Source organism: Flavobacterium endoglycinae, assembly GCF_017352115.1.
In the GTDB taxonomy this organism is placed as follows: Bacteria; Bacteroidota; Bacteroidia; order Flavobacteriales; family Flavobacteriaceae; genus Flavobacterium; species Flavobacterium endoglycinae.
This window is the reverse complement of the sequence record NZ_CP071448.1, coordinates 3,460,143-3,485,821: the sequence shown is the minus strand read 5'-3', so window position 1 is coordinate 3,485,821 and position 25,679 is coordinate 3,460,143. Positions and strand designations below refer to the sequence as shown.

At 33.0% G+C, this 25,679-nt stretch carries 22 protein-coding genes; 11 read left to right on the top strand and 11 right to left on the bottom strand.

What is annotated here, in order from left to right:
• Positions 1–12 precede the first annotated feature (12 nt).
• Both J0383_RS15435 and J0383_RS15430 read right to left on the bottom strand, forming a co-directional pair.
• Positions 13–1,188 carry a GlmU family protein gene (locus J0383_RS15435; protein ID WP_207294896.1) on the bottom strand — a complete coding sequence of 392 codons (1,176 nt, stop codon included), beginning with the start codon at positions 1,186–1,188 and terminating at the stop codon, positions 13–15.
• A gap of 236 nt (positions 1,189–1,424) precedes the next feature.
• Positions 1,425–1,679 carry a type B 50S ribosomal protein L31 gene (locus J0383_RS15430; RefSeq protein ID WP_011921626.1) on the bottom strand — a complete coding sequence of 85 codons (255 nt, stop codon included), beginning with the start codon at positions 1,677–1,679 and terminating at the stop codon, positions 1,425–1,427.
• A gap of 248 nt (positions 1,680–1,927) precedes the next feature.
• On the opposite strand from J0383_RS15430, the gene J0383_RS15425 reads away from it, so the two are divergent.
• The 5 genes from J0383_RS15425 (at position 1,928) to J0383_RS15405 (ending at position 7,985) form a co-directional block, all read left to right on the top strand.
• Complete coding sequence (locus tag J0383_RS15425) at positions 1,928–2,458, top strand: DUF4199 domain-containing protein (protein ID WP_207294895.1); 531 nt, start codon at positions 1,928–1,930, stop codon at positions 2,456–2,458.
• Between the two features lie 8 nt (positions 2,459–2,466).
• Positions 2,467–3,423, top strand: coding sequence for a glycosyltransferase family 2 protein (locus J0383_RS15420; RefSeq protein WP_207294894.1), 957 nt, complete (start codon positions 2,467–2,469; stop codon positions 3,421–3,423).
• 97 nt (positions 3,424–3,520) lie between these two features.
• Complete coding sequence (locus J0383_RS15415) at positions 3,521–5,248, top strand: phospho-sugar mutase (protein ID WP_207294893.1); 1,728 nt, start codon at positions 3,521–3,523, stop codon at positions 5,246–5,248.
• Between the two features lie 76 nt (positions 5,249–5,324).
• Positions 5,325–7,154 (top strand): ABC transporter ATP-binding protein, encoded by a 1,830-nt coding sequence (locus J0383_RS15410; RefSeq protein WP_207294892.1) that lies wholly within the window; start codon positions 5,325–5,327, stop codon positions 7,152–7,154.
• 129 nt (positions 7,155–7,283) lie between these two features.
• Positions 7,284–7,985: a DUF2971 domain-containing protein gene (locus J0383_RS15405; protein WP_207294891.1), complete on the top strand. Its 702-nt coding sequence runs from the start codon at positions 7,284–7,286 to the stop codon at positions 7,983–7,985.
• A gap of 193 nt (positions 7,986–8,178) precedes the next feature.
• On the opposite strand, the gene J0383_RS15400 is transcribed toward J0383_RS15405, so the two are convergent.
• From J0383_RS15400 to J0383_RS15390, 3 genes are all read right to left on the bottom strand, one after another.
• Positions 8,179–8,898 carry a CREC-EF hand family protein gene (locus J0383_RS15400; protein WP_207294890.1) on the bottom strand — a complete coding sequence of 240 codons (720 nt, stop codon included), beginning with the start codon at positions 8,896–8,898 and terminating at the stop codon, positions 8,179–8,181.
• A gap of 181 nt (positions 8,899–9,079) precedes the next feature.
• The gene (locus tag J0383_RS15395) at positions 9,080–11,545 is read right to left on the bottom strand and encodes a carboxypeptidase-like regulatory domain-containing protein (RefSeq protein WP_207294889.1); all 2,466 of its coding nucleotides are present in this window, start codon (positions 11,543–11,545) and stop codon (positions 9,080–9,082) included.
• 11 nt (positions 11,546–11,556) lie between these two features.
• Positions 11,557–13,239, bottom strand: a complete 1,683-nt coding sequence (locus tag J0383_RS15390) for a M23 family metallopeptidase (protein WP_207294888.1) — start codon at positions 13,237–13,239, stop codon at positions 11,557–11,559.
• Between the two features lie 181 nt (positions 13,240–13,420).
• Here J0383_RS15390 and J0383_RS15385 point away from each other — a divergent pair, with 181 nt between their 5' ends.
• From J0383_RS15385 to rny, 3 genes are all read left to right on the top strand, one after another.
• A complete protein-coding gene (locus tag J0383_RS15385) occupies positions 13,421–13,711 on the top strand; it encodes a hypothetical protein (RefSeq protein WP_057124074.1) in 291 nt (96 codons plus the stop codon).
• Positions 13,712–13,715: 4 nt separating this feature from the next.
• A complete protein-coding gene (locus tag J0383_RS15380) occupies positions 13,716–14,009 on the top strand; it encodes a cell division protein ZapA (protein ID WP_207294887.1) in 294 nt (97 codons plus the stop codon).
• A gap of 210 nt (positions 14,010–14,219) precedes the next feature.
• Positions 14,220–15,779 carry a ribonuclease Y gene (gene rny, locus J0383_RS15375; RefSeq protein ID WP_207294886.1) on the top strand — a complete coding sequence of 520 codons (1,560 nt, stop codon included), beginning with the start codon at positions 14,220–14,222 and terminating at the stop codon, positions 15,777–15,779.
• Between the two features lie 69 nt (positions 15,780–15,848).
• On the opposite strand, the gene J0383_RS15370 is transcribed toward rny, so the two are convergent.
• The 5 genes from J0383_RS15370 to J0383_RS15350 form a co-directional block, all read right to left on the bottom strand.
• On the bottom strand, positions 15,849–17,369 hold the full coding sequence (locus J0383_RS15370; RefSeq protein ID WP_207294885.1) for a PAS domain-containing sensor histidine kinase: 1,521 nt from the start codon (positions 17,367–17,369) through the stop codon (positions 15,849–15,851).
• A gap of 142 nt (positions 17,370–17,511) precedes the next feature.
• A complete protein-coding gene (gene xerD, locus J0383_RS15365) occupies positions 17,512–18,408 on the bottom strand; it encodes a site-specific tyrosine recombinase XerD (RefSeq protein ID WP_207298708.1) in 897 nt (298 codons plus the stop codon).
• An 80-nt stretch (positions 18,409–18,488) separates the two neighbouring features.
• Complete coding sequence (locus tag J0383_RS15360) at positions 18,489–19,112, bottom strand: porin family protein (protein ID WP_207294884.1); 624 nt, start codon at positions 19,110–19,112, stop codon at positions 18,489–18,491.
• Positions 19,113–19,227: 115 nt separating this feature from the next.
• Positions 19,228–19,803 carry a porin family protein gene (locus J0383_RS15355; RefSeq protein ID WP_207294883.1) on the bottom strand — a complete coding sequence of 192 codons (576 nt, stop codon included), beginning with the start codon at positions 19,801–19,803 and terminating at the stop codon, positions 19,228–19,230.
• Between the two features lie 196 nt (positions 19,804–19,999).
• Positions 20,000–20,560, bottom strand: coding sequence for an outer membrane beta-barrel protein (locus J0383_RS15350; RefSeq protein WP_207294882.1), 561 nt, complete (start codon positions 20,558–20,560; stop codon positions 20,000–20,002).
• Positions 20,561–20,837: 277 nt separating this feature from the next.
• Between J0383_RS15350 and J0383_RS15345 the strand changes: the two genes are divergently transcribed.
• From J0383_RS15345 to J0383_RS15335, 3 genes are all read left to right on the top strand, one after another.
• A complete protein-coding gene (locus tag J0383_RS15345) occupies positions 20,838–21,398 on the top strand; it encodes a porin family protein (RefSeq protein ID WP_207294881.1) in 561 nt (186 codons plus the stop codon).
• Between the two features lie 128 nt (positions 21,399–21,526).
• Positions 21,527–21,940: a type II 3-dehydroquinate dehydratase gene (aroQ, locus tag J0383_RS15340; protein WP_207294880.1), complete on the top strand. Its 414-nt coding sequence runs from the start codon at positions 21,527–21,529 to the stop codon at positions 21,938–21,940.
• Between the two features lie 69 nt (positions 21,941–22,009).
• Positions 22,010–24,499: a DUF5686 and carboxypeptidase regulatory-like domain-containing protein gene (locus J0383_RS15335; protein ID WP_207294879.1), complete on the top strand. Its 2,490-nt coding sequence runs from the start codon at positions 22,010–22,012 to the stop codon at positions 24,497–24,499.
• Between the two features lie 238 nt (positions 24,500–24,737).
• Here J0383_RS15335 and J0383_RS15330 read toward each other — a convergent pair whose 3' ends face one another.
• Positions 24,738–25,616: a cation diffusion facilitator family transporter gene (locus tag J0383_RS15330; protein ID WP_207294878.1), complete on the bottom strand. Its 879-nt coding sequence runs from the start codon at positions 25,614–25,616 to the stop codon at positions 24,738–24,740.
• Positions 25,617–25,679 lie beyond the last annotated feature (63 nt).

Sequence of the window (25,679 nt, the reverse complement as noted above, 5' to 3'; positions counted from 1 at the left end):
CTAATTATCTAATTAATCCTTTCTCCATTTTTTGGTTTCTTCAAAAATGTGTTCTAAGATTGCCGATTCTGTTTCGTCGAATTCAATATTTCTACGGCTCATTACTAATCTTGCGGTTTCAAAAGCCTTTTTAGTCACATAAGTTGTAAATCCCGCTGCACCGCCCCAAGAAAAACTCGGAACAAAATTACGAGGAAAACCAGATCCAAAAATATTAGCACTTACACCAACAACAGTTCCGGTATTAAACATCGTATTGATTCCGCATTTACTATGATCTCCCATCATTAAACCACAAAACTGAAGTCCGGTCTTAGCAAAACCTTCTGTTTCGTAGCTCCATAATTTTACTTCTTCATAATTGTTCTTCAGGTTTGAATTATTAGAATCTGCACCAATATTACACCATTCTCCTAAAACAGAATCACCTAAAAACCCTTCATGTCCTTTGTTTGAATTTGCAAAAAGAACGGAGTTTTTAACTTCTCCTCCTATTCTAGATCCAGGTCCAACAGTTGTTGCTCCGTACACTTTAGCAGACATTTTCACCATTGCATTTTCGCATAGTGCAAATGGACCGCGAATTACAGTTCCTTCCATAATTTCGGTATTCTTACCTATATATATAGGTCCAGTCGATGCATTTAAAGTTACAAACTCTAGTTTTGCCCCTTCTTCAATAAATACATTTTCAGGCGCAATAACATTTACGCTTTTCGGAATTGGCTGTGATTTTCTGTCTTCTGTCAAGAAAGCAAAATCAGCACGAATGGCTGCATCATTTTTTGAGAAAATATCCCAAGTATGTTCAATCGTAAGACATTCATCTGAATATTGAATGATGTCGTATGTATCAAAATCAACTTCTTCCTGATTTTCTGATGAGAAAAATGCAATTACATCATCTCCTTTAAAAATAGCTTGATTGGGTTTTAAATCAGAAACCAATTCTGCCAGCGTATCATTTGGCAGATACGCAGCGTTAATCATTACATTTTCTTCCATTTCTACCATTGGGAATTTGGCAGAAAGATATTCTTCTGTAATGGTTGTTATGGTTGAACCTAAACGAGCTTCCCATTTTTGACGAATGGTCATGATTCCAACTAAAATATCAGCGACAGGTCTTGTAAAAGTAAAAGGTAAAAGTGCATTCCGGACGGGACCGTCAAAAAGAATGTAATTCATAAAATTAATTTAATGTGTTAAAATTTGTTTGGTTACCGGAACCAAAGTTACAAATATTTATGCGTTTCATTCTATATGTTTTTTCTGATAATCACGAATTCAAGAATTATTTTTTCATAATCATTCTTCAATAAAACTGGAAGGAAATAAAATTCGTGAATTCGTAGCTATTAAAAAATAACGCATAAAAAAAGCCTCCCAGAATTGGAAGGCTTTTGTATAATGTAAAACAGCTATTATTTTTTAGCGTGTTTAGCGTATTTAGTTTTGAATTTATCAATACGTCCTGCAGTATCGATAAGTTTAGATTTACCAGTATAAAATGGGTGAGATGTTCTAGAAATCTCCATTTTTACAACTGGATACTCAACTCCGTCAACTTCAATTGTTTCTTTTGTATCTGCAGTAGATTTAGTGATAAAAACGTCATCATTAGACATGTCTTTAAATGCAACTAATCTGTAATTTTCTGGGTGAATTCCTTTTTTCATCTTTTCGTTTTATTTATTGTTTGGAGTATTTTTATTCTGAAGCTTTCCATATTTGAAAAGGTGTAAACAAAACAATACTCTTTTTGTTTTAAAAATTTAATTATTTTTGAGTGTGCAAATTTACAATTCTTTTTTAATAAACAAATAGTTAGCTCTCTTTTTTTTAGTTTATTTCGAAAAGCTTTTTTTATCATTGAATATATGGGGAATTACTATATTTGTGGATTAATTTTAAAACACATAGAAATATGATTAATGAAGTTATAAAAAAGAACGGTATTACGTATGGTGTAATTATTGGAGTAGCATCTGCTTTGGTTACTGCTATTATATATAGTGTTGATTTAAATTTATTCACCGCGTGGTGGATGGGATTAATTGGTATAGCTATAAGCATTACTTTAAGCATCATTTTACTTTCTAAAACCAAAAAAGAATTAAACGGTGTTTTTTCTTTTAAAGATGCGTTTACTACTTATTTTATAGCTGCCGTAATTGGTATTTTAATTTCTACTTGTTTTAATATTGTCCTATTTAATTTCGTTGATCCTGCTGCAAAAGATGCCTTAAGCGAGATCATGATAAAATATACGGTGGGAATGATGCAGAAGTTTGGTGCTCCTGCTTCTTCAATTAATGAAACCATTGATAAAATGAAAGAAACAAATCCTTATTCGACTTTCGAGTTATTAAAAGGATCTATTTTTGCTATGGTATTCAGCGCAATCTTTGGCTTAATTTTCGCCGCATTTTTCAAAAGCAAAACTACTCAAGAATAAAAACATAAATGAATTTATCTATACTTATACCGCTTCTAAATGAGGAGGAATCACTAAAAGAACTCTATACATGGATTATTAAGGTGATGCAGTCTAACAATTATTCTTATGAAATCATTTTTGTGGATGATGGAAGTACAGATGATTCGTGGAAAATTATAGAAGGTTTTTCTAATGAAAATCCGAATGTAAAAGGCATTCGTTTTATGAAAAACTTCGGAAAATCTCAAGCTTTACATGCTGGTTTTGCAAAAGCTAAAGGTGATGTAATTATCACTATGGATGCCGATTTACAAGACAGTCCAGATGAAATTCCTGAATTGTATGAAATGATTGTAAATCAGAAATACGATTTGGTTTCGGGCTGGAAAAAGAAACGTTACGATTCTGTTGTAGCAAAAAATCTTCCTTCAAAATTATTTAACTGGGCGGCTAGAAAAACATCGGGTGTTGAGTTAAATGATTTTAACTGCGGATTAAAAGCTTACAAAAATGTTGTGGTAAAAAACATTGAAGTTTCGGGAGAAATGCACCGATACATTCCGGTTTTGGCTAAAAATGCCGGATTTGGCAAAATTGGCGAAAAAGTAGTTATTCACCAAGCCAGAAAATATGGTGAAACCAAATTTGGAATGGAGCGCTTTATAAACGGATTCCTGGATTTAATCACGATTTGGTTTTTATCAAGATTCGGAAAAAGACCTATGCACTTATTTGGCGCAATGGGTTCGCTAATGTTTATTATCGGATTTTTATCTGCCGGCTATATTGGAGTGTCTAAATTATTCCACATGTACAATGGCATGAAATACAGTTTAGTAACCAACAATCCTTGGTTTTTTATTGCTTTAACCACAATGATTCTGGGAACTCAGCTTTTCTTGGCAGGATTCTTAGGCGAAATTATTTTAAGAACAAAAAACAACGAAGCGCGTTACAAAGTAGCTCGAGAGGTTAATTTTTAGTAAAGAAAATCCTTTTGCGTTAGTTCCGATAGTTATCGGATTAAAATTATTTTTTAAAGAAACCTATCTTTAATTAAAACATTTAAAAAAACATTACATGAATATAGCACCTAATATATTAAACGCTGTAAACGAATGGTTAACACCAACATTTGATCAGGAAACACAAGCTGCTGTCAAAGAATTAATGACAACTTCTCCAAAAGAACTTGAAGAGAGTTTTTACAAAAACTTAGAGTTTGGAACTGGAGGAATGCGCGGTGTAATGGGAATTGGAAATAACCGAATCAACAAATACACCCTTGGGAAAAATACTCAAGGATTATCGGATTATTTACATGAAGTTTTTCCAAACGAAGCTTTAAAAGTTGTTATTGCTTACGACTGCCGTCATAACAGTAACACCTTAGCAAAAGTTGTTGCTGATGTTTTTTCAGCAAACGGAATCCAGGTTTATTTATTTTCAGACTTAAGACCTACTCCAGAATTATCATTTGCTCTTAAACATTTAGGATGCCAATGCGGAATTGTTTTAACAGCTTCACACAATCCACCAGAATACAATGGCTACAAAGTATACTGGCAAGATGGCGGACAAATTGTTCCTCCGCAAGATGCAGCAATCATTAAAGTAATCGAAAATTTAAGTTACGATAAAATCAAATTTAACGCCAACGAAAGTTTAATTCAATATATCGATACTGAAATTGACAAAGCGTTTATAAAATCATCTATCGAAAACGCAAGTTTTAACACTCCGGCTGAAGCCAAAGACAATCTTCACATTGTTTTTACTTCATTGCACGGAACTTCTATAAAATCAATTCCAGATGTTTTAGCTCAGGCAGGCTACAAAAATGTTCATATTGTTCCTGAACAAGCTATTCCAGATGGTGATTTCCCAACTGTAAAATCACCAAATCCTGAAGAACCAGAAGCATTAACAATGGCTTTGGCTTTGGCAGACAAAACAAATTCAGATATCGTAGTAGGAACTGACCCTGATTGCGACCGTTTAGGAGTTGCTGTTCGTAATAACGATGGCAAAATGATTCTTCTTAACGGAAACCAAACTATGGTTTTAATGACTTCTTTCTTATTGAAACAATGGAAAAAAGCTGGTAAAATCAACGGAAAACAATTCGTAGGTTCAACTATTGTTTCAACACCAATGATGATGGAATTGGCAACAAGCTACGGGGTTGAATGTAAAGTTGGATTAACAGGATTTAAATGGATCGCTAAAATGATTAAAGATTTTCCTGAACTTGAATTCATTGGAGGTGGTGAAGAAAGTTTTGGGTTCATGGTTGGCGATGCCGTGCGAGACAAAGATGCTGTTGCGGCAACTTTATTAATCTGCGAGGTAGCTGCTCAAGCAAAAGCTGCTGGAAGTTCTGTTTACAAAGAACTTTTACAACTTTATGTTGAAAATGGTTTCTACAAAGAATATCTAGTTTCATTGACCAAAAAAGGAATGGAAGGTTTAGAAGAAATCAACCAGATGATGATTAACTTACGTGAAAATCCTTTGAAAGAAATCAACGGACAACGTGTCATTATGGTAGAAGATTACCAGTCATCTATCGCCTTGAATTTATTAAACGGCGAAGAGTCAACAATGGACATCCCGAAATCGAATGTACTTATTTATTACACAGAAGACGGTTCTAAAATTTGTGCAAGACCAAGCGGAACTGAACCTAAGATTAAATTCTACATCAGTGTAAATGCTGAAATTGAATCGGTTTTAGAATTTGATGAAGCCGAAAAATTCTTAGATCAAAAAATACAAAACATCATTGCAGACATGCAATTGAATTAATAAAACATAAATAGATTCTTTTAAAACCCGATACGTTTCTCTAAACTATCGGGTTTTAATGGTAAAAAACACCAAAATGAGTAATTTCAAAAAAATAGTTCCTTTTATATACCCATATAAAAAATATGCATTCTTAAACATTTTCTTTAATGTTTTGTATGCGCTTTTCAGTACGCTTTCGTTTGTTTCATTAATTCCGATGATTCAAGTTTTATTCGATCAAACCAAAAGAAATACTGTAAAACCTGTGTATGAAGGCATCATGCATATTAAAGATTATGGCGAGAATTATTTGAGCTATTTCATAACCAAAACAACTGATAGTTACGGAGTAGGTTATACTCTTGGAATTATGGTTGCCGGAATCATCAGCATCTTTTTATTGAAAAACTTATGCGATTATATGGCAATGTTTTTTATTAATTTCTTAAGAAACGGAATTTTAAGAGACATGCGTAACGCTATGTATAAAAAAACACTTGAACTTCCACTGGCTTTTTATTCTGAAAAAAGAAAAGGAGATGTTATCTCTAGAATTTCTGCCGATGTAAACGAGGTTCAAACTTCTTTTTTGGCAATTTTAGAGCTTATTGTAAAAGAACCTTTAACGATTATTTTTACCATCGTTACGATGTTTGCCATCAGCATTAAATTGACTGTTTTTGTGTTTGTTTTTATTCCAATTTCAGGATATTTAATTTCTTTGATTGGAAAACAGCTTAAAAAACAATCTACTAAAGCACAACAGGAACAAGGAACATTTTTATCTACAATTGAAGAAACAATTGGCGGACTAAAAGTAGTTAAAGGATACAATGCCGAAAATTACTTCAACAATGTTTTCCAGAGTTCAACAGATCGTTTCTTTAAATTATCAAACAGCATCGGGAACCGTCAGAACTTGGCTTCTCCTGCGAGTGAGTTTATGGGAATCACAGTTATTGCAATTTTACTTTGGTACGGCGGACAAATGGTTTTAATTGACAAAACACTTGCAGGTGCTTCTTTCATTGCTTATATGGGATTGGCTTATAACATTCTGACTCCAGCAAAAGCTATTTCTAAAGCTTCATACGGAGTAAAAAGAGGAAACGCTGCAGCAGAACGTGTTCTTGAAATTTTAGATCAAGAAAATACCATTGTTTCTAAAGAAAACGCAGTTGAAAAAACCACTTTTGATTACAATATCAGCGTTCAGAATATCAACTTTAAATATGAAGAAGAAACCGTTTTAAAAGACTTTTCTCTTGAAATTAAAAAAGGACAAACTATTGCTCTTGTTGGACAATCAGGAAGCGGAAAAAGTACAATTGCCAACTTATTGACGCGTTTTTATGATGTACAAGACGGTTCTATTTCAATTGACGGAACTAACATAAAAGACATCAGCCTGCATTCTCTTCGTAGTTTAATGGGATTGGTTACTCAGGATAGTATTTTGTTTAATGATACTATTAAAGCGAACATTGCATTAGGAAAATTGGATGCTACAGATGATGAAATTATTGAAGCGCTTAAAATTGCTAATGCGTATGAATTTGTAAAAGAATTACCAAAAGGAATTTATACTAACATTGGCGACAGCGGAAATAAGCTTTCAGGCGGACAAAAACAGCGTTTATCAATTGCGCGCGCCGTATTGAAAAATCCTCCAATTATGATTTTGGATGAAGCAACTTCTGCACTAGATACTGAAAGCGAAAAATTCGTTCAAGTAGCACTTGAAAATATGATGCAGAATAGAACTTCAATTGTAATTGCCCACCGACTTTCAACTATTCAAAAAGCCGATGTAATTGTAGTAATGCAAAAAGGCAAAATAGTCGAAAAAGGAACTCACGATGAATTGATTGCCCACAACGGAACTTATAACAAACTGGTAACCATGCAGTCTTTCGAATCTTAGAAAACCCATATTCCAGTTCATTTTACCAACACAGATTAAGGAAACATTAAAACTAAATTTAATTTCTTTAATCTGTGTTTTATTTTATAACTTTAGGTGAGAAAAATAAGTCATTTAATTGCCTTTAAAATGTATCTTACCAACCCAAACATCAAACTGCCGGAAGATCCTGATACTATCGTTTGGAAATACCTTGATTTATCTAAATTTCTTGACCTTTTACTTTCTAAGAAACTCTTTATGTCGCGTTCCGACAAATTTGAGGATCAATATGAAGGTACTTTCAGCGAACCCACTTACGAAGAGATTAAAAAGCTCGCTATTGACAATCCCGACTTTTTAAATTACTACAAAACCCATCGTGAACAAGTAGCAGTAAGCAGCTGGCATATTAATGAATACGAATCGTTTGCCATGTGGCAGATTTTCACCAAAAACCACGAAGGATTAGCTATTCAGTCTACCATTAGCAGATTGCAGAAAGCTGTAAAACCCGAAAACAATTTTGATCAATATATTGGCGAAGTAAATTACATTGACTACAAAAAAGAATACATTCCGTTTGAGGATTTATTTTTTCCTTTTCTGTTTAAAAGAAAAAGTTTTCAATACGAAAGAGAAGTCCGCATTCTGACTGACACTTCAAAAAGCGGACTCAAATTAAATGACGGACTCAAAATTAATGTTGATATCAATCAATTAATTGAGAAGATTTACATTCATCCAAAATCTGAAAACTGGTATAAAAAACTTGTAATCGAATTAGTTGAACGTTTAGGTTTTGGTTTCGAAATCGAAAAATCAGATTTAGAAAGTGATATTCTTATCTAAGTTTCTGAGGCACTAAGATTCTAAGGTGCTGAGTTTTTCTTATTGTGACTTAAATAAAAGCCGCGTAGAATTTTATTCTACGCGGCTTTTATTTTTTCAATTTACATCAGATCTTAGAATTAGTATCTTAGCACCTTTTATTTTCAATCTACACAGATCTTAGAATCTTAGCATCTTAGAACCTTAGCACCTTTTAAATAGGCTTATAAGACTTCACTTCCCATTTCTTCGAAGCCAAATCTATATAATTATAATGCAAAACATCGTTTTTATCAAACTGTCCGTTTTGGTTGGTGTCTTCGATCGTTCTAAAATACAAACGGTTTTTAGATTCGATTAAATTCCAATCTACTAATTCTTCTAAATCAGCTGAAACTTTTGTAAAGTTTTCTCCGCTGATATTACTTAAATACAATGTTTTAATATCGCTGGTATCAATTTTTCCGTCTTTGTTGGTATCAGAATCTGTTAAAGTATACACCATTACTTTATTCTGAGTTTTATCTGCAACTGTTTTTAAGTAGGTAGCAGTTAAAATTAAAACTGGTTTCTCAGATAAAGGACGAATAGAATCTGAATCTGTTTTTTGGAATTTCAAATTCTGCAGATATCCTGTGATTTCGTATTCGCCTAAATTAGAAATCGTAAAACTTACATCATTTACACTTGAAGATCCGTAACGTGCTTTTGAACCTCTTTCCAAAACTCTCAAATCTCCAACAGGATGAATTAAATAATCTGTTCCTTCCATCTGAATCGGTAAATCAGCGATTTCAATTTGAGTCGTATCAGTCTTTGTAATACTTACTTTGTTTGAAACATCATAACTTACCTTTGGTTTCTGTACTTCTTCACGACAGCTGATTAAGGTTCCGATAATTGCTAAGGCTATATATTTAAAATACTTTTTCATCTGCATAGGTTATATTCGATTATCAAATATACTATTTTTGATTGTAATTTTTGTTTTTATTGAATTTTACTAAGGCAAAGATATTGAGAAGAAGAAGTCCTGAATATTCTAAACGGATTAATTTCTATTTTTAAGCAAAAGGAACTTGAAAAACACATTCTTTTTTTCAAGCTTTCCTAAATCATAATCTAGCATTTAACTTAACGTTAAAAACCCTAGAAGTCATATAATTTGGAATTGCATATTGATTTTTAGAATACACATCGCGAACCCAGGTATTGGTTATCGCATTTTGATTATTAAACAAATTGAAGATTTCTAAACCAAGTGACAGTTCTTTAAAATTCTTAAGCCAGCTTGTTTTTAAATTTTGGTTACTGCTGTCTACAAAAACTTTTGCAAAACCAATATCTGCCCGACGGTAATCATTTAGTCGGTTTTGAAACAAATACGGATCTGAATATGCTGGCGCACCGCCTGGCAAACCAGTATTATAAACCAAATTTAAATATACTTTTACACTTGGAATATTTGGCATATAATCTTGAAACAGCATCGCAAATTTTAAACGTTGATCTGTCGGACGTGCGATATAGCCTTTATTTTCGTAATTTTCTTCGGTTTTCAAATATCCAAAACTCACCCACGACTCGGTTCCCGGAACAAATTCTCCATTTAATCTAAAATCAAGTCCCTGCGCATATGCTTTTGCATTGTTATTGGCTACATAACGAATTCTGACATTATCAATCGAATATACGTTTACATCCGAAAGCGATTTATAATACAATTCCGTAACCCATTTAAAAGGACGATTCCACATTTTAAAATTGTAATCGTTACTCAAAACCACATGAATGGCTTCTTGTGCTTTTACATTCGGATTTACTACACCATCTAAATCACGAAGCTCCCTATAAAATGGCGGCTGATGATACAATCCTCCCGAAATCCTGAAAACCATATCTTTTTCCCAATCTGGTTTTATCGCAAACTGCGCACGCGGACTTACCACAAATTGCGTTTTACCTTCTTCTAAAGCTCCTTCAACATTCCATCCCTGAAAACGCGCTCCAAGATGGTACCAAATCTGGCTTGATCCTAACTCCGATTGTTTGTTCCATTGTGCATATCCCGAAAATCGGTTTATGGTATTAAAATTTGTTGCTCGAATATTTTGATATGGCAAAAGCGGACCTGTATAAGGCGAATACGGCTGATTATTTTCTGGCAGAATTACTAATGGAGGATTAATCGAAAATCCTGCCGAGTCAATTACTTCCCACTCTACTACTCTATCTCGTATGGATTCTCTGGTATATTTTAATCCAAATTCAAGCTGGCTTTCTTTCCAATCTTTTGCCCCTTTCAATTCTATATTTGCAATCAAAGCATCAAGATCGTTTCGGGCATGATTAAGCTGAGAACCAATACCGCGTTTAAAATCAATTCCAGAAGAATTTGTTGGATTTTCTGTATCAATATTTCCCAAACGATATTGCGCCAGAATATCAAAATGTTCTTTCTCAGTTGTATGAAATAACGAACCAATCAATTTTAAAGTTAACGACGGAGAAGCTTTATAGGTGGTTTTAAAAGCTCCAAAATAGGTATCGTATTGATCTTTTTCCTGACCTTCATAATATACTGCAAGCGCCATTGGCTGATCGGCAGTTCCAAATTTTGTTTCTCGTGTTAAAGGCTGGTATAAATATTTATTTTGAGAAATATTTCCTAAAAAACTCATCTGCCATTTTTCAGAAATATCGTAATTGACATTTGTTTGAATATCGGCAAAAGTTGGTGTATAATTCGTCTGCGTATCCTGACTATTCACGAGCAAACTGTTATTTCGATAACGAACTCCTGTAACGGCAGACCATTTTTTATTTTTAGAAACCAAATCAACTGAAGCACTTCCGCCTAAAAAACTAGCTTCAAGTGAAGCCCCAAACTGAGTTGGCTTTCGATACGTAATATCCAAAACCGATGATAATTTATCGCCAAACTTTGCCTGAAATCCTCCAGCCGAAAAATCAACGTTTTGCACCAAATCCGTATTGGTAAAACTCAAACCTTCCTGCTGTCCCGAGCGAATTAAAAACGGACGGTACACTTCAACTTCGTTTACATACACCAAGTTTTCATCATAATTTCCGCCTCGCACCGCATATTGCGTACTCAATTCATTATTTGAATTTACTCCAGGAAGTGTTTTAAGAATATTTTCAATTCCGGCATTGGCACCAGGAATCTTTTTTATCGTTGCCGTTTCAACTGTCGTAATTCCTTGAACTCTTTTTCTGTTTTTAGATGATACAAAAACTTCTCCCATTTGTTCCTGAGAATTATTCATCACCGGATTAAAAACAAAAACTTCATCAGGTTTTAAATTCACAGTCAAACTAATCATTTTCAGCGAAATGTGTGTAAAGAGTATAGAAGCCTTTTTATTAGAAACCACGTCAATCTGAAAAAAACCATTTGCATCAGACTGCGTGCTGTTTTTACCCGATGTAATGTTTACATTCGAAACAGGACGATTGTCATTATCTAAAATAATTCCCTTTACATGTGCGCTTTGGGCAAATGAAATACAAGTAAAGCACAAAAAGAGTACAGCGAATATTAACCTGTTTCTATTCAAGGATTTGGATTTTATTTTTGTTGACTTCTAAAAAAATGAGTTTCAAAGATAGTAGAATTTCCTACATTATCAACCACTTCCATTTTTAAAAAGTTTTCACCTTCAGTCAAATACTGATCGTCAAAAGTGTGGGTAATTTTTCGCGTTTTATTTTCATATTCAAACAGCACCCAGCTTCCGTTTAAATATCCATTATAAGATTTAATTCCCGATAAAGAATCTCCTATTGTAAACTCAATTTTCTTTTGATCGCTGATCCATTTTCCTTCAACTGGTTTTGTAATTTTTATAACTGGCGGAATCGTATCTAAAACTAAACCGTATATACCCAGTATTTTTGCTTTGGCAGTAAAAACATCTCCTTTTCGTATTGTTCCGTTATAACTCGTTCCTTTTCCTATATAAAGTTTATCACGCAAAGATTCCGGATAAATTGAATCTTTTATCGTAATGGTAAAATTAGAATGTACTGGAACTGTATCATCATGAATATATATTTTGTTATTTCGAACATCAAAATTCATATTAAAATCGTCATAGAAAGTTCCGGCTGGAAAGAAAACTGACATGTTGTCTTTTTCGAAATTGGTATCTCTATTGTATTTTACAAAATATTTTGAGGTTACAGGTTCTTCAGGAACAAGCGGTGTTGCCGTATCGTATTCAATTGGTACCGTAATCGAATTTAAATTTCCAAAATAATCTGAAACTTCAATTCTATACATCGAAGTAAGATTAGGCTGAGCAGAAATTATACCTCGCAAAGAATCTGTTTTGATGATACTTAACGCAAAAGGTGTTTTCATAAAAAGTTTTTGAACACGCTGTCCCGTTTTTTTGTATCGGTAATAATCGATAAAAGCATTTATATAACGCATTTCATCAAACGAATAGGTATTAAACTGATAGTTATAATTTTGATTTCCGTTTAAAAAAGTCGAAACGTTAAAAACACCATTTTTATTAAACGAAACATCATCAGTATCTACAGCATTGATTCCAAAACCTATTTTACCATTGGTTTTTACTTTTGAAGCCAAATAAGTTCCATCTTTTTGAAGTGCCATATTTACCAGCAAAGGTTGTTTTGACTGATTGACCGTGGCATTATCCAGCGGATAGACATATAAACTTGACAATGTTGGTTTTTTAGTATCTTTTATATTTTGGTCAAAGCCAAAGAAAATCGGATTGATTACAAATTCGGTTTTGGTATCTCGGATTTCAAAATGAAGATGCGGTCCTTCTGAAGAACCTGTATTTCCTGAAAGTGCAATTAATTGGCCTTTTGTCACTGGAAGTTCACCAGGTTTTGGAAACATTTCAATTTCATAGGCCTTCTCTTGGTAATGCGTTTTTTTTACATAATCTTGAATAGGCCCTATTGTAGCCGACAAATGTCCATAAACAGAAGTATAACCATTTGGATGCGTTATGTAAATACATTTGCCATTTCCAAAAGTTGAAATTTTGATACGAGACACATAGCCATCAGCAATTGCATACACATTTAATCCTTCACGCTGATTTGTTTTTAAGTCAAAACCGGCATGAAAATGATTTGGTCGTAATTCGCCAAAATTTCCCGAAAGCTGCATCGGAATATCAAGCGGCGGTCGAAAATAATCTTTAGGATATTGTGTCTGGGCAGATAGAAAACAGCTAACAAAAAAGGCAAGTACAGGTAATTTCATAAAGTAACATTTTTGCTAAGATAAAAAATTAACAGGTAAAAACCGAAGATAAAGTGACCAAAAACACAATTAATTGAATTTCATTCGTTTGCCTATTTTTAATGCAAAAAAATCCAGAAAAAATTGCATTAATAAAAAGGAATATTAACTTTGTAGGATTAAGTAATGAATAGGATTTATAATGAGTGTAATTGCCGAAATAATTGATACTCTTGAATATAAAGTCGAAAAGCTTTTTGAAAAATCAAAAGGCCTGGAGAAAAACAATCAGGATTTACGATTAGAATTAGCCAAAGCCGTGCAAATTATCCAGAAACAATCTGAAGAAATGGAAGCTTTGAAAAAGCAATATGAAACACTTAAGATAGCCAATTCGTTGCTTGGCAGCGACAATAACAAGAGAGAGACAAAGCTTAAAATAAATTCATTAATTCGCGAAATTGATTACTGTATAGCACAACTATCAGATTAAAGATATGGACGGAAAGCTTAGAATTAAAATATCAATTGCCGACCGTGTTTACCCTTTAACGGTTGAACCGGCACAGGAAGAAGGACTTAGAAGCGCCTCAAAAAAAATTGATGCTATGATTAAGCAATTCGAAGAAAATTACGCGGTACGTGACAAACAAGATGTATTAGCCATGTGCGCACTGCAGTTTGCATCGCAGGTGGAACAAAAACAAATTGATAACGCAATCGATGGAGAAGAAACTATCGAAAGAATTAAAAGATTAAATTCGCTTTTAGATCAATATCTCGAAAAATAAACGTTCTTTACAAGAAACTAAGATACTGCCTACATTAGTTCACAATTGGTAAACTCAACACTAACAATTTAGAATGAGCAAATCGTCGCTACTATAGTATGCCCTCCTTCTGGCTGGGAAACTTGAACAGTGAGTTAGCTCAAAACTTGTCTTTACGAGTTTATACAAGCAATTAATGTAGGCTTTTTTTATATATAAACCCTAATAAACATGGACACCATAACGATCATTATTGGTATTGTAGGTATTGCAGCTGGTTTTGCAATAGCTAAAATTATCGAGAAAAGTAATATTTCAAACCTAATCAAAAACGCTAAAAAAGAAGCTGCTTCAATCTTGAAAGATGCTAATTTAGAGGCTGAAAATATTAAAAAAGATAAAATTCTTCAGGCAAAAGAGCGTTTTATCGAGTTAAAAGCAGAGCACGAACAAGTTATTTTAGCAAGAGATAAAAAAGTAGCTGAAGTAGAAAAAAGAGTGCGTGATAAAGAATCTCAAGTTTCTAACGAGCTTTCGAAAGCCAAAAAAGTAAATGACGAATTTGAGGCTAAAACGGCTGAATACATCAATAAAATTGAAGTTTTAGACAAAAAACAAGCAGAAGTAGACAAATTACATAAAAGCCAATTACAACAACTTGAAGTAATTTCGGGCCTATCTGCGGAAGAAGCAAAAGAACAGCTGGTAGAAGGTTTAAAAGCTGAAGCTAAAAGCAAAGCAATGTCTCATATTCAAGAAACTATTGAAGAGGCAAAACTTACGGCGCAACAAGAAGCGAAAAAAATCATTATCAATACCATCCAGCGTGTAGGAACTGAAGAAGCAGTAGAAAACTGTGTTTCTGTTTTCAACATTGAATCTGACGATGTAAAAGGACGTATAATTGGTCGTGAAGGTCGTAACATTAGAGCTCTTGAAGCTGCAACTGGTGTTGAAATTATTGTAGACGATACTCCTGAAGCAATCATACTTTCTTGTTTTGATCCTGTTCGTAGAGAAATTGCTCGTTTGTCTTTACACAAATTAGTGACTGACGGACGTATTCACCCTGCTCGTATTGAAGAAGTAGTTGCTAAAACAGCAAAACAAATCGACGATGAAATTATAGAAGTAGGTAAACGTACTGTAATCGACTTAGGAATTCATGGTTTACACCCAGAATTAATTAAAGTAGTTGGTCGAATGAAATACCGTTCTTCTTACGGACAAAACTTATTGCAGCACTCGAGAGAAGTTTCTAAACTTTGCGGTATCATGGCTGCTGAATTAGGACTAAACGTAAAACTGGCAAAAAGAGCAGGTTTACTACACGATATTGGAAAAGTGCCTGATACTGAAAGTGATTTACCACACGCTTTATTAGGAATGCAATGGGCTGAGAAATACGGAGAAAAAGACGAAGTATGCAACGCTATTGGAGCTCACCATGACGAGATTGAAATGAAATCATTACTTTCTCCAATTGTTCAGGTTTGTGACGCTATTTCAGGAGCAAGACCTGGGGCAAGACGTCAGGTATTAGACTCATACATTCAGCGTTTGAAAGATCTTGAAGATGTAGCTTACGGATTCAGCGGAGTTAAAAATGCTTACGCCATCCAAGCAGGTAGAGAGCTTCGTGTAATTGTAGAGAGTGAAAAAGTTTCTGATGATAACGCTGCAAACTTATCATTTGAAATTTCTCAAAAAATTCAAACTGAAATGACTTATCCAGGTCAAGTTAAAGTAACTGTAATTAGAGAAACCAGAGCAGTTAATATTGCGAAGTAATCTTTTTAAACTATAAAATAATAAAGGCTGTCAAATGACAGCCTTTATTATTTTATACAATTTACAGCTTTAAGCATCATTAAAAACAATTTTAAAGCTCGTTCCTACTCCAACTTCACTTTCAACAGAAACCGTTCCTTTCATCGCTTCAATTTGATTTTTGGTAATATACAGTCCTATTCCGCGTGCTTCGTCGTGTTTATGAAACGTTTTATACATTCCAAACAATAAATCGCCATAAACCTTTAAATCGATTCCTAAACCATTATCGGTAATTTTTAAAGATTTATATCCTTCTGGTTCAATTCCAAAATCAAACACTATTACGGGATCACGATCAGGATGTCCATATTTAATGGCATTAGTGGTAAAGTTCAACAAAACACTTTCCAAATACGCAGGATTAAAGTTAATTGCTACATATTCTGGGACATTATTTACAATCGTTACTTTTTTCTGCTTATTATATCCTTTTATGGTTGATATGGTTTTTTCAATATACTCAGAAAGCTTTAATGGCATTACCACAATATTAATATTGCTCTGCGTTTTCACAATCTGCGTCAGATTTGAAATTGTATCATTCAAATCATTTGAAACCGTGCGTAAATGTTCCAGCATTTCTGTTACGGTTTCCTTATCGCCATCAGCATCAATAAAATCTAAAATAGACTTTATATTTCCGGCTTGTGTATTTAAATTATGAGAAACAATATGCGAAAAATTCAACAGTCGACTATTTTGATCGCTATACAATTTCATGGTTTTTAAAAGCTCTAATTCTTTCTCTTTTTGCAGAGAAACATCGGTATGGGTTCCAATAACTCGTAATGGTTTTCCTTTTTCATCTCTGCTGATAACTTTTCCTCTATCTAAAATCCATTTGTAATTACCACTTGAAGTCATTACACGATGGTAATTCTCATAATACGGAATTTTATTCTCGAAATGTTCTTTAATATCCGAATAATATTTGGGAAGATCATCTGGATGCACGATTTTATCCCAGCGTTCTGGTTCATCAAAAATATCTGCTGATTCTAATTCTAATATTTTCAAAGATAATGAGGAATAAAAAACCCTATTCGTTACCATATCCCAATCCCAGATTCCAACAGTTGAAGCATCAAGAGCAAACTGGAAACGTTCTTCTGAAATACGCAGTTTTTCTTCTTTATCTTTTAATTCCGTTATATCCGAAACATGCCCATAAAAGATTACTTTTTTTTCCGGCGACAATTCTGTTTTGGCAGAAACTTTAAACCAGCGAAGTCCTTTTTTAGGCAAAAGAGCTCTAAATTCAATTTCCCACGGAATAATCTCTTTTTTAGACTTTACCAAAGAGTGAAAAAACTTTTCCCTGTCTTGAGGAAAAACTCTATCGTAAATAGTAAACTTAATATCGTCTGTAAATTCTTTTAGCGGAAGCTCAAAAATATCGTCAACAGATTTGCTGACCAAAGGAAAAGTGTAGTGATTATTAGTGTCAATCACAAATTGGAAAAGCAGGTCAGGCATTTCAGCAAATAATTTTCTATAAAATTTATTTACCTCCAGGCAATCCTCATTATTATATAAATCAAAAACCATATACTGCAGTTTAAGTCAATAATATCAAAAACGAAGCCATGAAAAAACATGATTAATTTTTGTTTTTAATTTCCTTACTACTTTAAAAATCCAATACAAGATATTAAATTTTGATCTAAAAACTGCCCGTTTAGTAAGAAAATTATTTCCTCGGATGATACGAATGCATCACTTCTTTTAGAAAACTTCTATCTAAATGCACGTATATTTCTGTGGTTGTGATAGATTCATGTCCTAGCATTAATTGGATCGATCTTAAATCTGCGCCATTTTCCAGCAAATGTGTTGCAAATGAATGCCGCAAAGTATGCGGACTTATGCTTTTTTTAAGGTTAATTTTAACTGCCAGATCTTTTATGATGGTAAAAATCATCGCACGTGTAAGCTGATTTCCTCTTCGGTTTAAGAACAAAGTATCTTCACAGCCTTTTTTAATATTAAGATGAACTCTGACTTGGTTTTGATAAATCTCAATATATTTTTGTGTCAATTTCCCAATTGGAACGAAACGTTCTTTATTACCTTTTCCAGTAATTTTCATAAAACCTTCATCAAAAAACAAATCAGAAATTTTAAGAGCAACCAATTCCGAAACTCGAAGACCGCATCCATACAACGTTTCGAGCATTGCTCTGTTCCGTTCGCCTTCGTTACTGCTTAAATCAATAGCATCAATTAAAGCATCAATATCTTTAACAGATAATGTATCAGGAAGTTTTCGTCCGGTTTTTGGACTTTCAATTAATTCTAAAGGACTGTCGTTTCGATAATCTTCAAAAATCAGATAATTAAAAAAGCTTTTTAATCCCGAAATGATTCGAGCCTGCGAACGTGGATTTACTTCTTTGGAAACAGAATATATAAACTGCTGAATGGTTTCATCGGTAATTTTTACTGGCGAAACATCAATTTGATTGGTTTCTAAAAAAAGACATAATCTTTCGATATCAAAACTATAATTATCGATTGTATTTTTAGACAAGCCGCGTTCAATTCGCAGATACGACTGATAGTCTTTTATATAATTATTCCATTTCATATTTACAAAGTAAAACATTTTTGAGTATAAAAAAACCTCCCTAAAGCAGGAAGGTTTTAAATTACTCTAAAATTTCGAAATTAGAATTTATAAGCCACTGACAATGAAAAAACTTTATTATGAAGCTTTGAATCATCTCCTACTTCAGTTTTTACAATATTAGCTAAACCGATGTTATACCTAGCTCCAACAGCCAAATTTTCGGTAAAATAATATCCTGCTCCTATATTTAATCCGAAATCAATTGACTCAAAAAGGTATTTAGCATCTTGTGTAACTGTCCTATTAAAGCCGTCTAGTCTCGTTTTAGTTTTTGCAGAAGTTAAAAATCCAATTTGTGGTCCAGCCTCCACCGAAAACCTTTCTGCTGGATAATATTTAAACATTACAGGTATATTAATATAAGCTAAATTAAAATTAATATCTCCCGTGCGGAAAGTACCGTTAACATCTGTTCCCACATTTTCGAATTTCACACCTTGAGTAGAATATAATATCTCAGGCTGTAATGCAATTTTTTCTGAAAATTTAATTTCTACAAATCCCCCCAGATTAAAACCATATCTAGATTTTGTCTCTATCCCATCTGTATCTCCAGAAAAATTAGAAATATTTAATCCTCCCTTTATACCAAATTTCACATCTTGCGCATTAACAAATCCAAACATGATAACTGTGATTGCAGTAAAAAAATTTTTTTTCATTTTATTTAATTTTAAATTATTAAACAAATATAAGAAAAAACTTACTAAATATACAAAAGGCACTAAAAAAACCTTCCAAATTTGGAAGGTTTAAATTATTTTAAAAATATTGAAATTAGAATTTATAAGCTGCATAGATGGCAAATACGCTATTCTTTGGACTATCTAAATATTGGTCCACATCATCTGTATCATAATCGCCAACATTTGACAAACCTACTGTATATCTTGCCCCAACAGAAAAATTATCAGTAATATTAAATCCAGCACCAAAATTAAAACCAAGATCTACAGATTTGTAAGCATCTTTAACATCGGTACCGTCACTTTTTGCAGAAACAAGAAATCCTAACTGTGGACCTGCTTCAACAGTAAATTTTTTAGTTACATAAAACTTTGCCAATACTGGAATATTTATGTAATTCATTTTAAGATCAATGTCATTATTATTTCCAATTCTGTTAAATTTTGCTCCTTGTGTAGAGAACAAAAGTTCAGGTTGAATAGCCAATCTCTCTATAATTTTAATTTCAGCAAAACCTCCTAGTTGAAAACCAACTAAAGCTTCAGAATCATTATCTCCACTAAAACTTGTGATGTTAAGACCACCTTTTACTCCAAATCTTGTTTGTTGTGCGTTTGCAAAACCAAATGCCAAAATAGCAATTGCTAATAAAATAATTTTCTTCATGTCATTTCTTTTTTTGGGTTAAATTTTGATATTCAGTAATCAAATATAAAAATATTCTTCATAAAAAATTATTTTTATTTAACAAAAAAAGTAGTAATAAGAAGCTTAATGTGATCGATAATGAATGTAAAAAGAAAATAAAAAAGCCCTTTTCAAACGAAAAGAGCCTTTCTAATTAACTAAATTTTTTTTAACCCTAGAATTTGTAAACAACTCCAAAAGTTACGGCTCTTAAATCAGTTCCAAAGTTAAAACTGTTAGTTTTATCAGCACCATGACCTCCGTTGTTGTTAACACTATATCCTAAACCAAGCCAAGTAGCTTCGATTGCAAAATGGTTTGATAAGAAATAGCTTAAACCTAAACCAACATTCGCTCCAAACTCGTTTGATTTAAAATCGCTTGGTTTTTCTTTCAAGGTAGTAAAATCAATACCAGCCTGACCATACACAGAGAACTGAGATGCAGGAGTGAAATAGTATCTACCAAATGCCCCAGCTGTAAAATTATTGGTTTTGTCTTCACCAATTTTTGTGGTTCCAAAACCTAATTTTGCTCCAATTGCAATATTTTCAGACACAAAGTAACCTACTCTTGGTTCAATTATAAAACCATTAGCTTTAGCATCTCCCTCTTTTGTTGAATGTACATTTAAAGCACCAGAAATAAATGCATCTCCTTTTGAAAACCCAGTTGTTTGTGCATTAGCAAATGCAAAACCAAATACTGCAATAGCAGTTAAAAAAATTTTTTTCATGATTTTATTTTTAATTACGATGCCAAAAGTAGTTTTATACTTACAAGAAAACAGCCCCAATAAGTGCAGAAAATATTAAAATAAGACAGAATTGCACTACAATAAAAGCGTTGATTTTCAAATATTTAACAAGCAACCATGCTTCTGAAGCCCTGTAAGACATGAAAAAGTGAGAATTTTAATAATTTTATTATGTCTTATATAAAACAATAAATTCTAAAAAATGTAGTTTTGAATCATAGAATAATTAATACCAAACACTAAAAAACATTTTTGTATGAAAAAAATACTTTTAGCAGCTGTACTGTTCATTGCAACAACAGCTACAATCCAAGCACAGTTTGTACAAATCGGGGTAAAAGCCGGGGTTAACTTTGCTAACCAAACAGGCGGTTCCAGCTTCGACGGAATCTCTGTTGATAAAAAAGGTATCACTAGCTACCACGGTGGTTTAGTCGCAGAACTTAAGTTATTAGAAAAATTCTCTATTCAGCCAGAGCTTTTGTACACTACACAAGGTGCAGAATACAAAAGTGCTGTACAGGATTTTAAAAACGAGTTAGGATACATTGCAATTCCTGTTATGGCAAAAATCTACATGACAAAATCTCTTAGCTTAGAACTTGGTCCACAAGCCTCATTTCTTGTAAGCAATAAAAAAGAATTTGATGCTGCAGATCCAAAAACATTTGATTTCTCGCTTAATGCAGGTCTAGGATTAAAAGTTGTTGGAGGTCTTTTTGTTCAAGCTCGTTACGGAATAGGTTTGACTGAAGTTTCAAAAGAAGCTGATTTTAAAAACTCTGTATTCCAACTTTCAGCTGGATACATGTTCTAAAATATATCACATACTTTTACAAAAACCGCTCTATTTATTTGGAGCGGTTTTTTTATTTTTACACTTAATTGTGAAATGATTATTGTAAAATGCATTCACATCAGCTTAATTTAAAAACTTAATTACTCATGAAAATCTGCATTATCAACGGGCCAAATTTGAATCTTTTAGGAAAACGTGAACCTGAAGTTTATGGAAGCCAGACTTTTGAAGATTACTTTGAAATTTTAAAAGAGAAATTCCCAAACATCGAACTTTCTTACTATCAAAGTAATATCGAAGGCGAATTGATTGGAAAAGTTCAGGAATGCGGTTTTACGTTTGACGGAATTATTTTAAATGCAGGTGCTTACACACACACTTCTATAGGTTTGGGCGATGCTATAAAAGCCGTAACCACTCCAGTTATTGAAGTGCATATTTCGAATACATACGCACGCGAAAGTTTCAGACATCAATCTTATTTATCAGGAAATGCAAAAGGCGTTATTTTAGGTTTCGGATTAAAAAGCTACGAACTTGCAATTCAGTCTTTCCTATAAGCGTTATTTAACAAATTATTAATAAGCTCATTTTCGAGTTGTTTTATTTTTGTAAGAGAAACCACTTACATGAAAAACATTATTTTATCTGCCCTATTACTTTTTTCAGTTTTCAGTTCTGCTCAAATCAAAGGCACAATTACTGATGAGAAAGGAAATCCACTGCCATTTGTTTCTGTTTTTGAAGAAGGAACTTATAGAGGAACTACTTCAAATGAACAAGGTCAGTATCAATTACAGGTAAAAGAAATAGGAAAGAATAAAATCGTTTTTCAATATCTTGGATTCAAAACTCAAAAAATAACAGTTTCTCCAGATTCAAAAAACTTGACTTTGGATATAAAAATGCAGGAAGAAAGCTTTTCATTAAATGAAGTTGTTATTGATCCCAAAAATAATCCTGCAAATGCCATTATTAAAAGTGCCATTGCCAACAGAAAAGAAAATTCTGAGAAAACATCGCGGTTTACAGCAGATTTCTATTCAAAAGGAATTTTGAAAGTAAAAGATTTACCTAAAAAAATCCTCGGCCAGAAAATCGATCTCGGTCCTGATTTATCTTCCAATTTAGATTCTACCGGAACTGGAATTTTATATTTATCCGAAACCCTTTCAAAAATTTCATTCCAGAAACCCGATAAACTAAAAGAAACAATTATTGCTTCTAAAATATCAGGAAACAATAATGGCTTCAGCTATAATACAGCTGCATTATCAACTTATGATTTTTACGATAACACGTTAGAATTTGATGTAAATCTAATTTCTCCAATTGCCAGCAATGCTTTTAATTACTACAAATACAAACTCGAAGGAAGTTTTTATGATGATAATAAACATCAGATTTATAAAATTAAAGTTATTCCAAAACGCGACAAGGAACCTGTTGTTGAAGGTTATATTTATATAGTCGATGACAGTTTTGCTATTTATGCCTTGGATGTAGATATCAAAGGGTATCGAGTGAAAAATGAATTTACTGAAGTAATGAACCTAAAACAAAGCTTCAGTTATAATGCCGAAAACAAAATCTGGTCAAAAAATGCACAGACACTTTCTTTTAATGCTGGAGGTTTTGGTGTAAAATTTTCAGGGCAGTTTAATTATGTGTATTCGAATTATGAATTTCCAGATTCATTTTCTAAAAAAACATTTGGAAACGAAATCGTAGCTTTTGATTTAAATGCCAATAAAAAAGACAACGCTTTCTGGAATGAAATCCGTCCGATACCTTTAACACTTGAAGAAAGTACAGATTATACTAAAAAAGATAGTCTGCAGATCATTCGAAAATCTAAAAAATATACAGATTCAATTGATGCTAAAAACAATAAATTTAAAGTTTGGGACATTCTTCGAGGTTATGATTACAAGAACACTTTTAAAAAATACTCTTTTAAATACGACGGATTATTAAATCTGACCTCTTTGAGTTTTAATACCGTTCAGGGTTTTAATTTGGATTCTGGTTTTTCTTTTAAAAAATGGAATGAAGAAAACGGAAAAACAACATCTTTAAGCACCACATTTAATTATGGTTTTTCAGATGAGCGTTTGCGTGTTATTGGCGAATTCAGTCATCGCTTTAACAATATCAACTACGCAACAATTTATGTTTCGGGCGGAACAAAAACAGCTCAATTCAATAGCGCAGAACCAATTACAAAATTTGTCAATTCTATAAGTTCTTTATTTTTTAAAGATAATTATATGAAATTGTACAACCTTGAATTTACTCAAATCAGTTATACGCAAGATATCGCAAACGGAATTAATCTGAATGCAAAATTGGGATATGAACAGCGAAAACCGCTTTTTAATACAACTGATTATTCTTTCTTTAAAAGAGACGACATTTATTCTTCTAATAATCCGCTTGCGCCGAATGATTTCAATACTCCTGCATTTGATCCTCATCATTTGATAAAGGCTGGTTTAAATGCCCGAATTAATTTTGGAAACAAATACATTTCAAGACCTGACGGAAGGTATAATTTTAAAGACGAAAAATATCCGACAATCTTTCTGGCTTTTGAAAAAGCATTTGCAGCCAGCGAAAAAAAATATGAATTTGAAAGAATTGGCGCTGCCGTTCAGTATGACTTAAAATTAGACAATAAAGGTGTTTTAGGAATGAATCTTAAAGCGGGTAAATTCTTTAATGCTGAAAATATCTCGTTTATAGATTACCGACACTTTAATGGAAACCAAACTCATATTGGAACAACTGACCGATATTTGAATGTTTTTAATTTAATGCCTTATTATACTAATAGTACAAATGACCGTTATTTTGAAATGCATTTAGAGCACAATGACATGGGTTATATCATGAATAAAATTCCGCTTTTGAACCTTTTAAAATCGACCATGAATATTGGATTTCATTCTTTGGCTATTCCAGACAGAAAACCTTATTCTGAATTTACAGTTGGTTTAGACAATTTAGGTTTCGGAAAATTTAAACTTTTCAGAATTGATTATGTGCATTCTTACCAAGCTGGCGTACAACAAAATGGCGTTGTGTTTGGATTGAAGATTTTAAATGTATTAGATTAGAGGTTCAAAGTAACAAAGGCACAAAGGTTCAAAGTTATTACTGCCTTATAAAAAAATATCCGCTTAAATCTTTATGTCTGATTTCACGCAGATTTTACAGATTTAAGCGGATATTTTTTTGATTCTCTTTGTGCGTGCTTCGACTTCGCTAAGCCTGACAAAAATATGATCTTCAATAGAAAAAAAAACTTTGTTTCTTATCACCTCAGAACCTTTGTCACTTTGTTCCTTTGAACCTCTAACAATGATAATCATCTGGTTCAATATGAATCAAAACATGACCCAATTGGGGAATTTCTTCTTTTAATTTATCTTGAAGTTTATGCGAAAGATCGTGCCCTTCTTTTACAGAAATTTTTGCCGAAACAATAGCATGAAGATCGACATGATAACGCATTCCGGCTTTTCGGATGTAACATTTTTCAGTTCCAAGAATTCCCGGAACTTTCAAAGAAACAACACGAATTTCTTCTACTAAATCATCATTAAGATTTTCATCCATGATTTCACCAAGCGCCGGTCTGAAAATTTTATAACTATTATACAAAATGAAAAATGCCGCAAAAAGCGCTGCCCAGTCATCTGCAGATTCATAGCCTTTTCCCATAACCAAGGCAACCGTAATACCGATAAATGCGGCTACCGAAGTTATAGCATCGCTGCGATGATGCCAGGCATCAGCAGCTAAAGAACTACTGTTTGTTTGTCGGCTTCGTTTCATTACCAATCGGAACGAATATTCTTTCCAGATAATAATAGCACCTAAAACATATAATGTCCAAGATTTAGGCAACTCATGTGAAGTTCCAATATTCGCAATACTTTCGTAACCAATAATAGTTGCCGAAGTAATTAAAAATCCAACTACCAAAAACGTAATCAGCGGTTCTGCACGTCCGTGTCCATAAGGATGATTTTCATCTGCCGGTTTATTCGAATATTTAATTCCGAATAAAACCAAAAATGACGAAAATATATCTGTAGTTGATTCGATCGCATCTGCAATCAAGGCATATGAATTGCCAAAAAAACCTGCAAGACCTTTTACAAGGGCCAAGCAGGTATTTCCAACTATACTAAAGATAGTAGCTTTTATAGCTTTTTGTTCGTTTGTCATTTAACGGACATTAATTTTTTTTTCGCCACGAATTCACGAATTTATATTTTCAAAAATTATTAA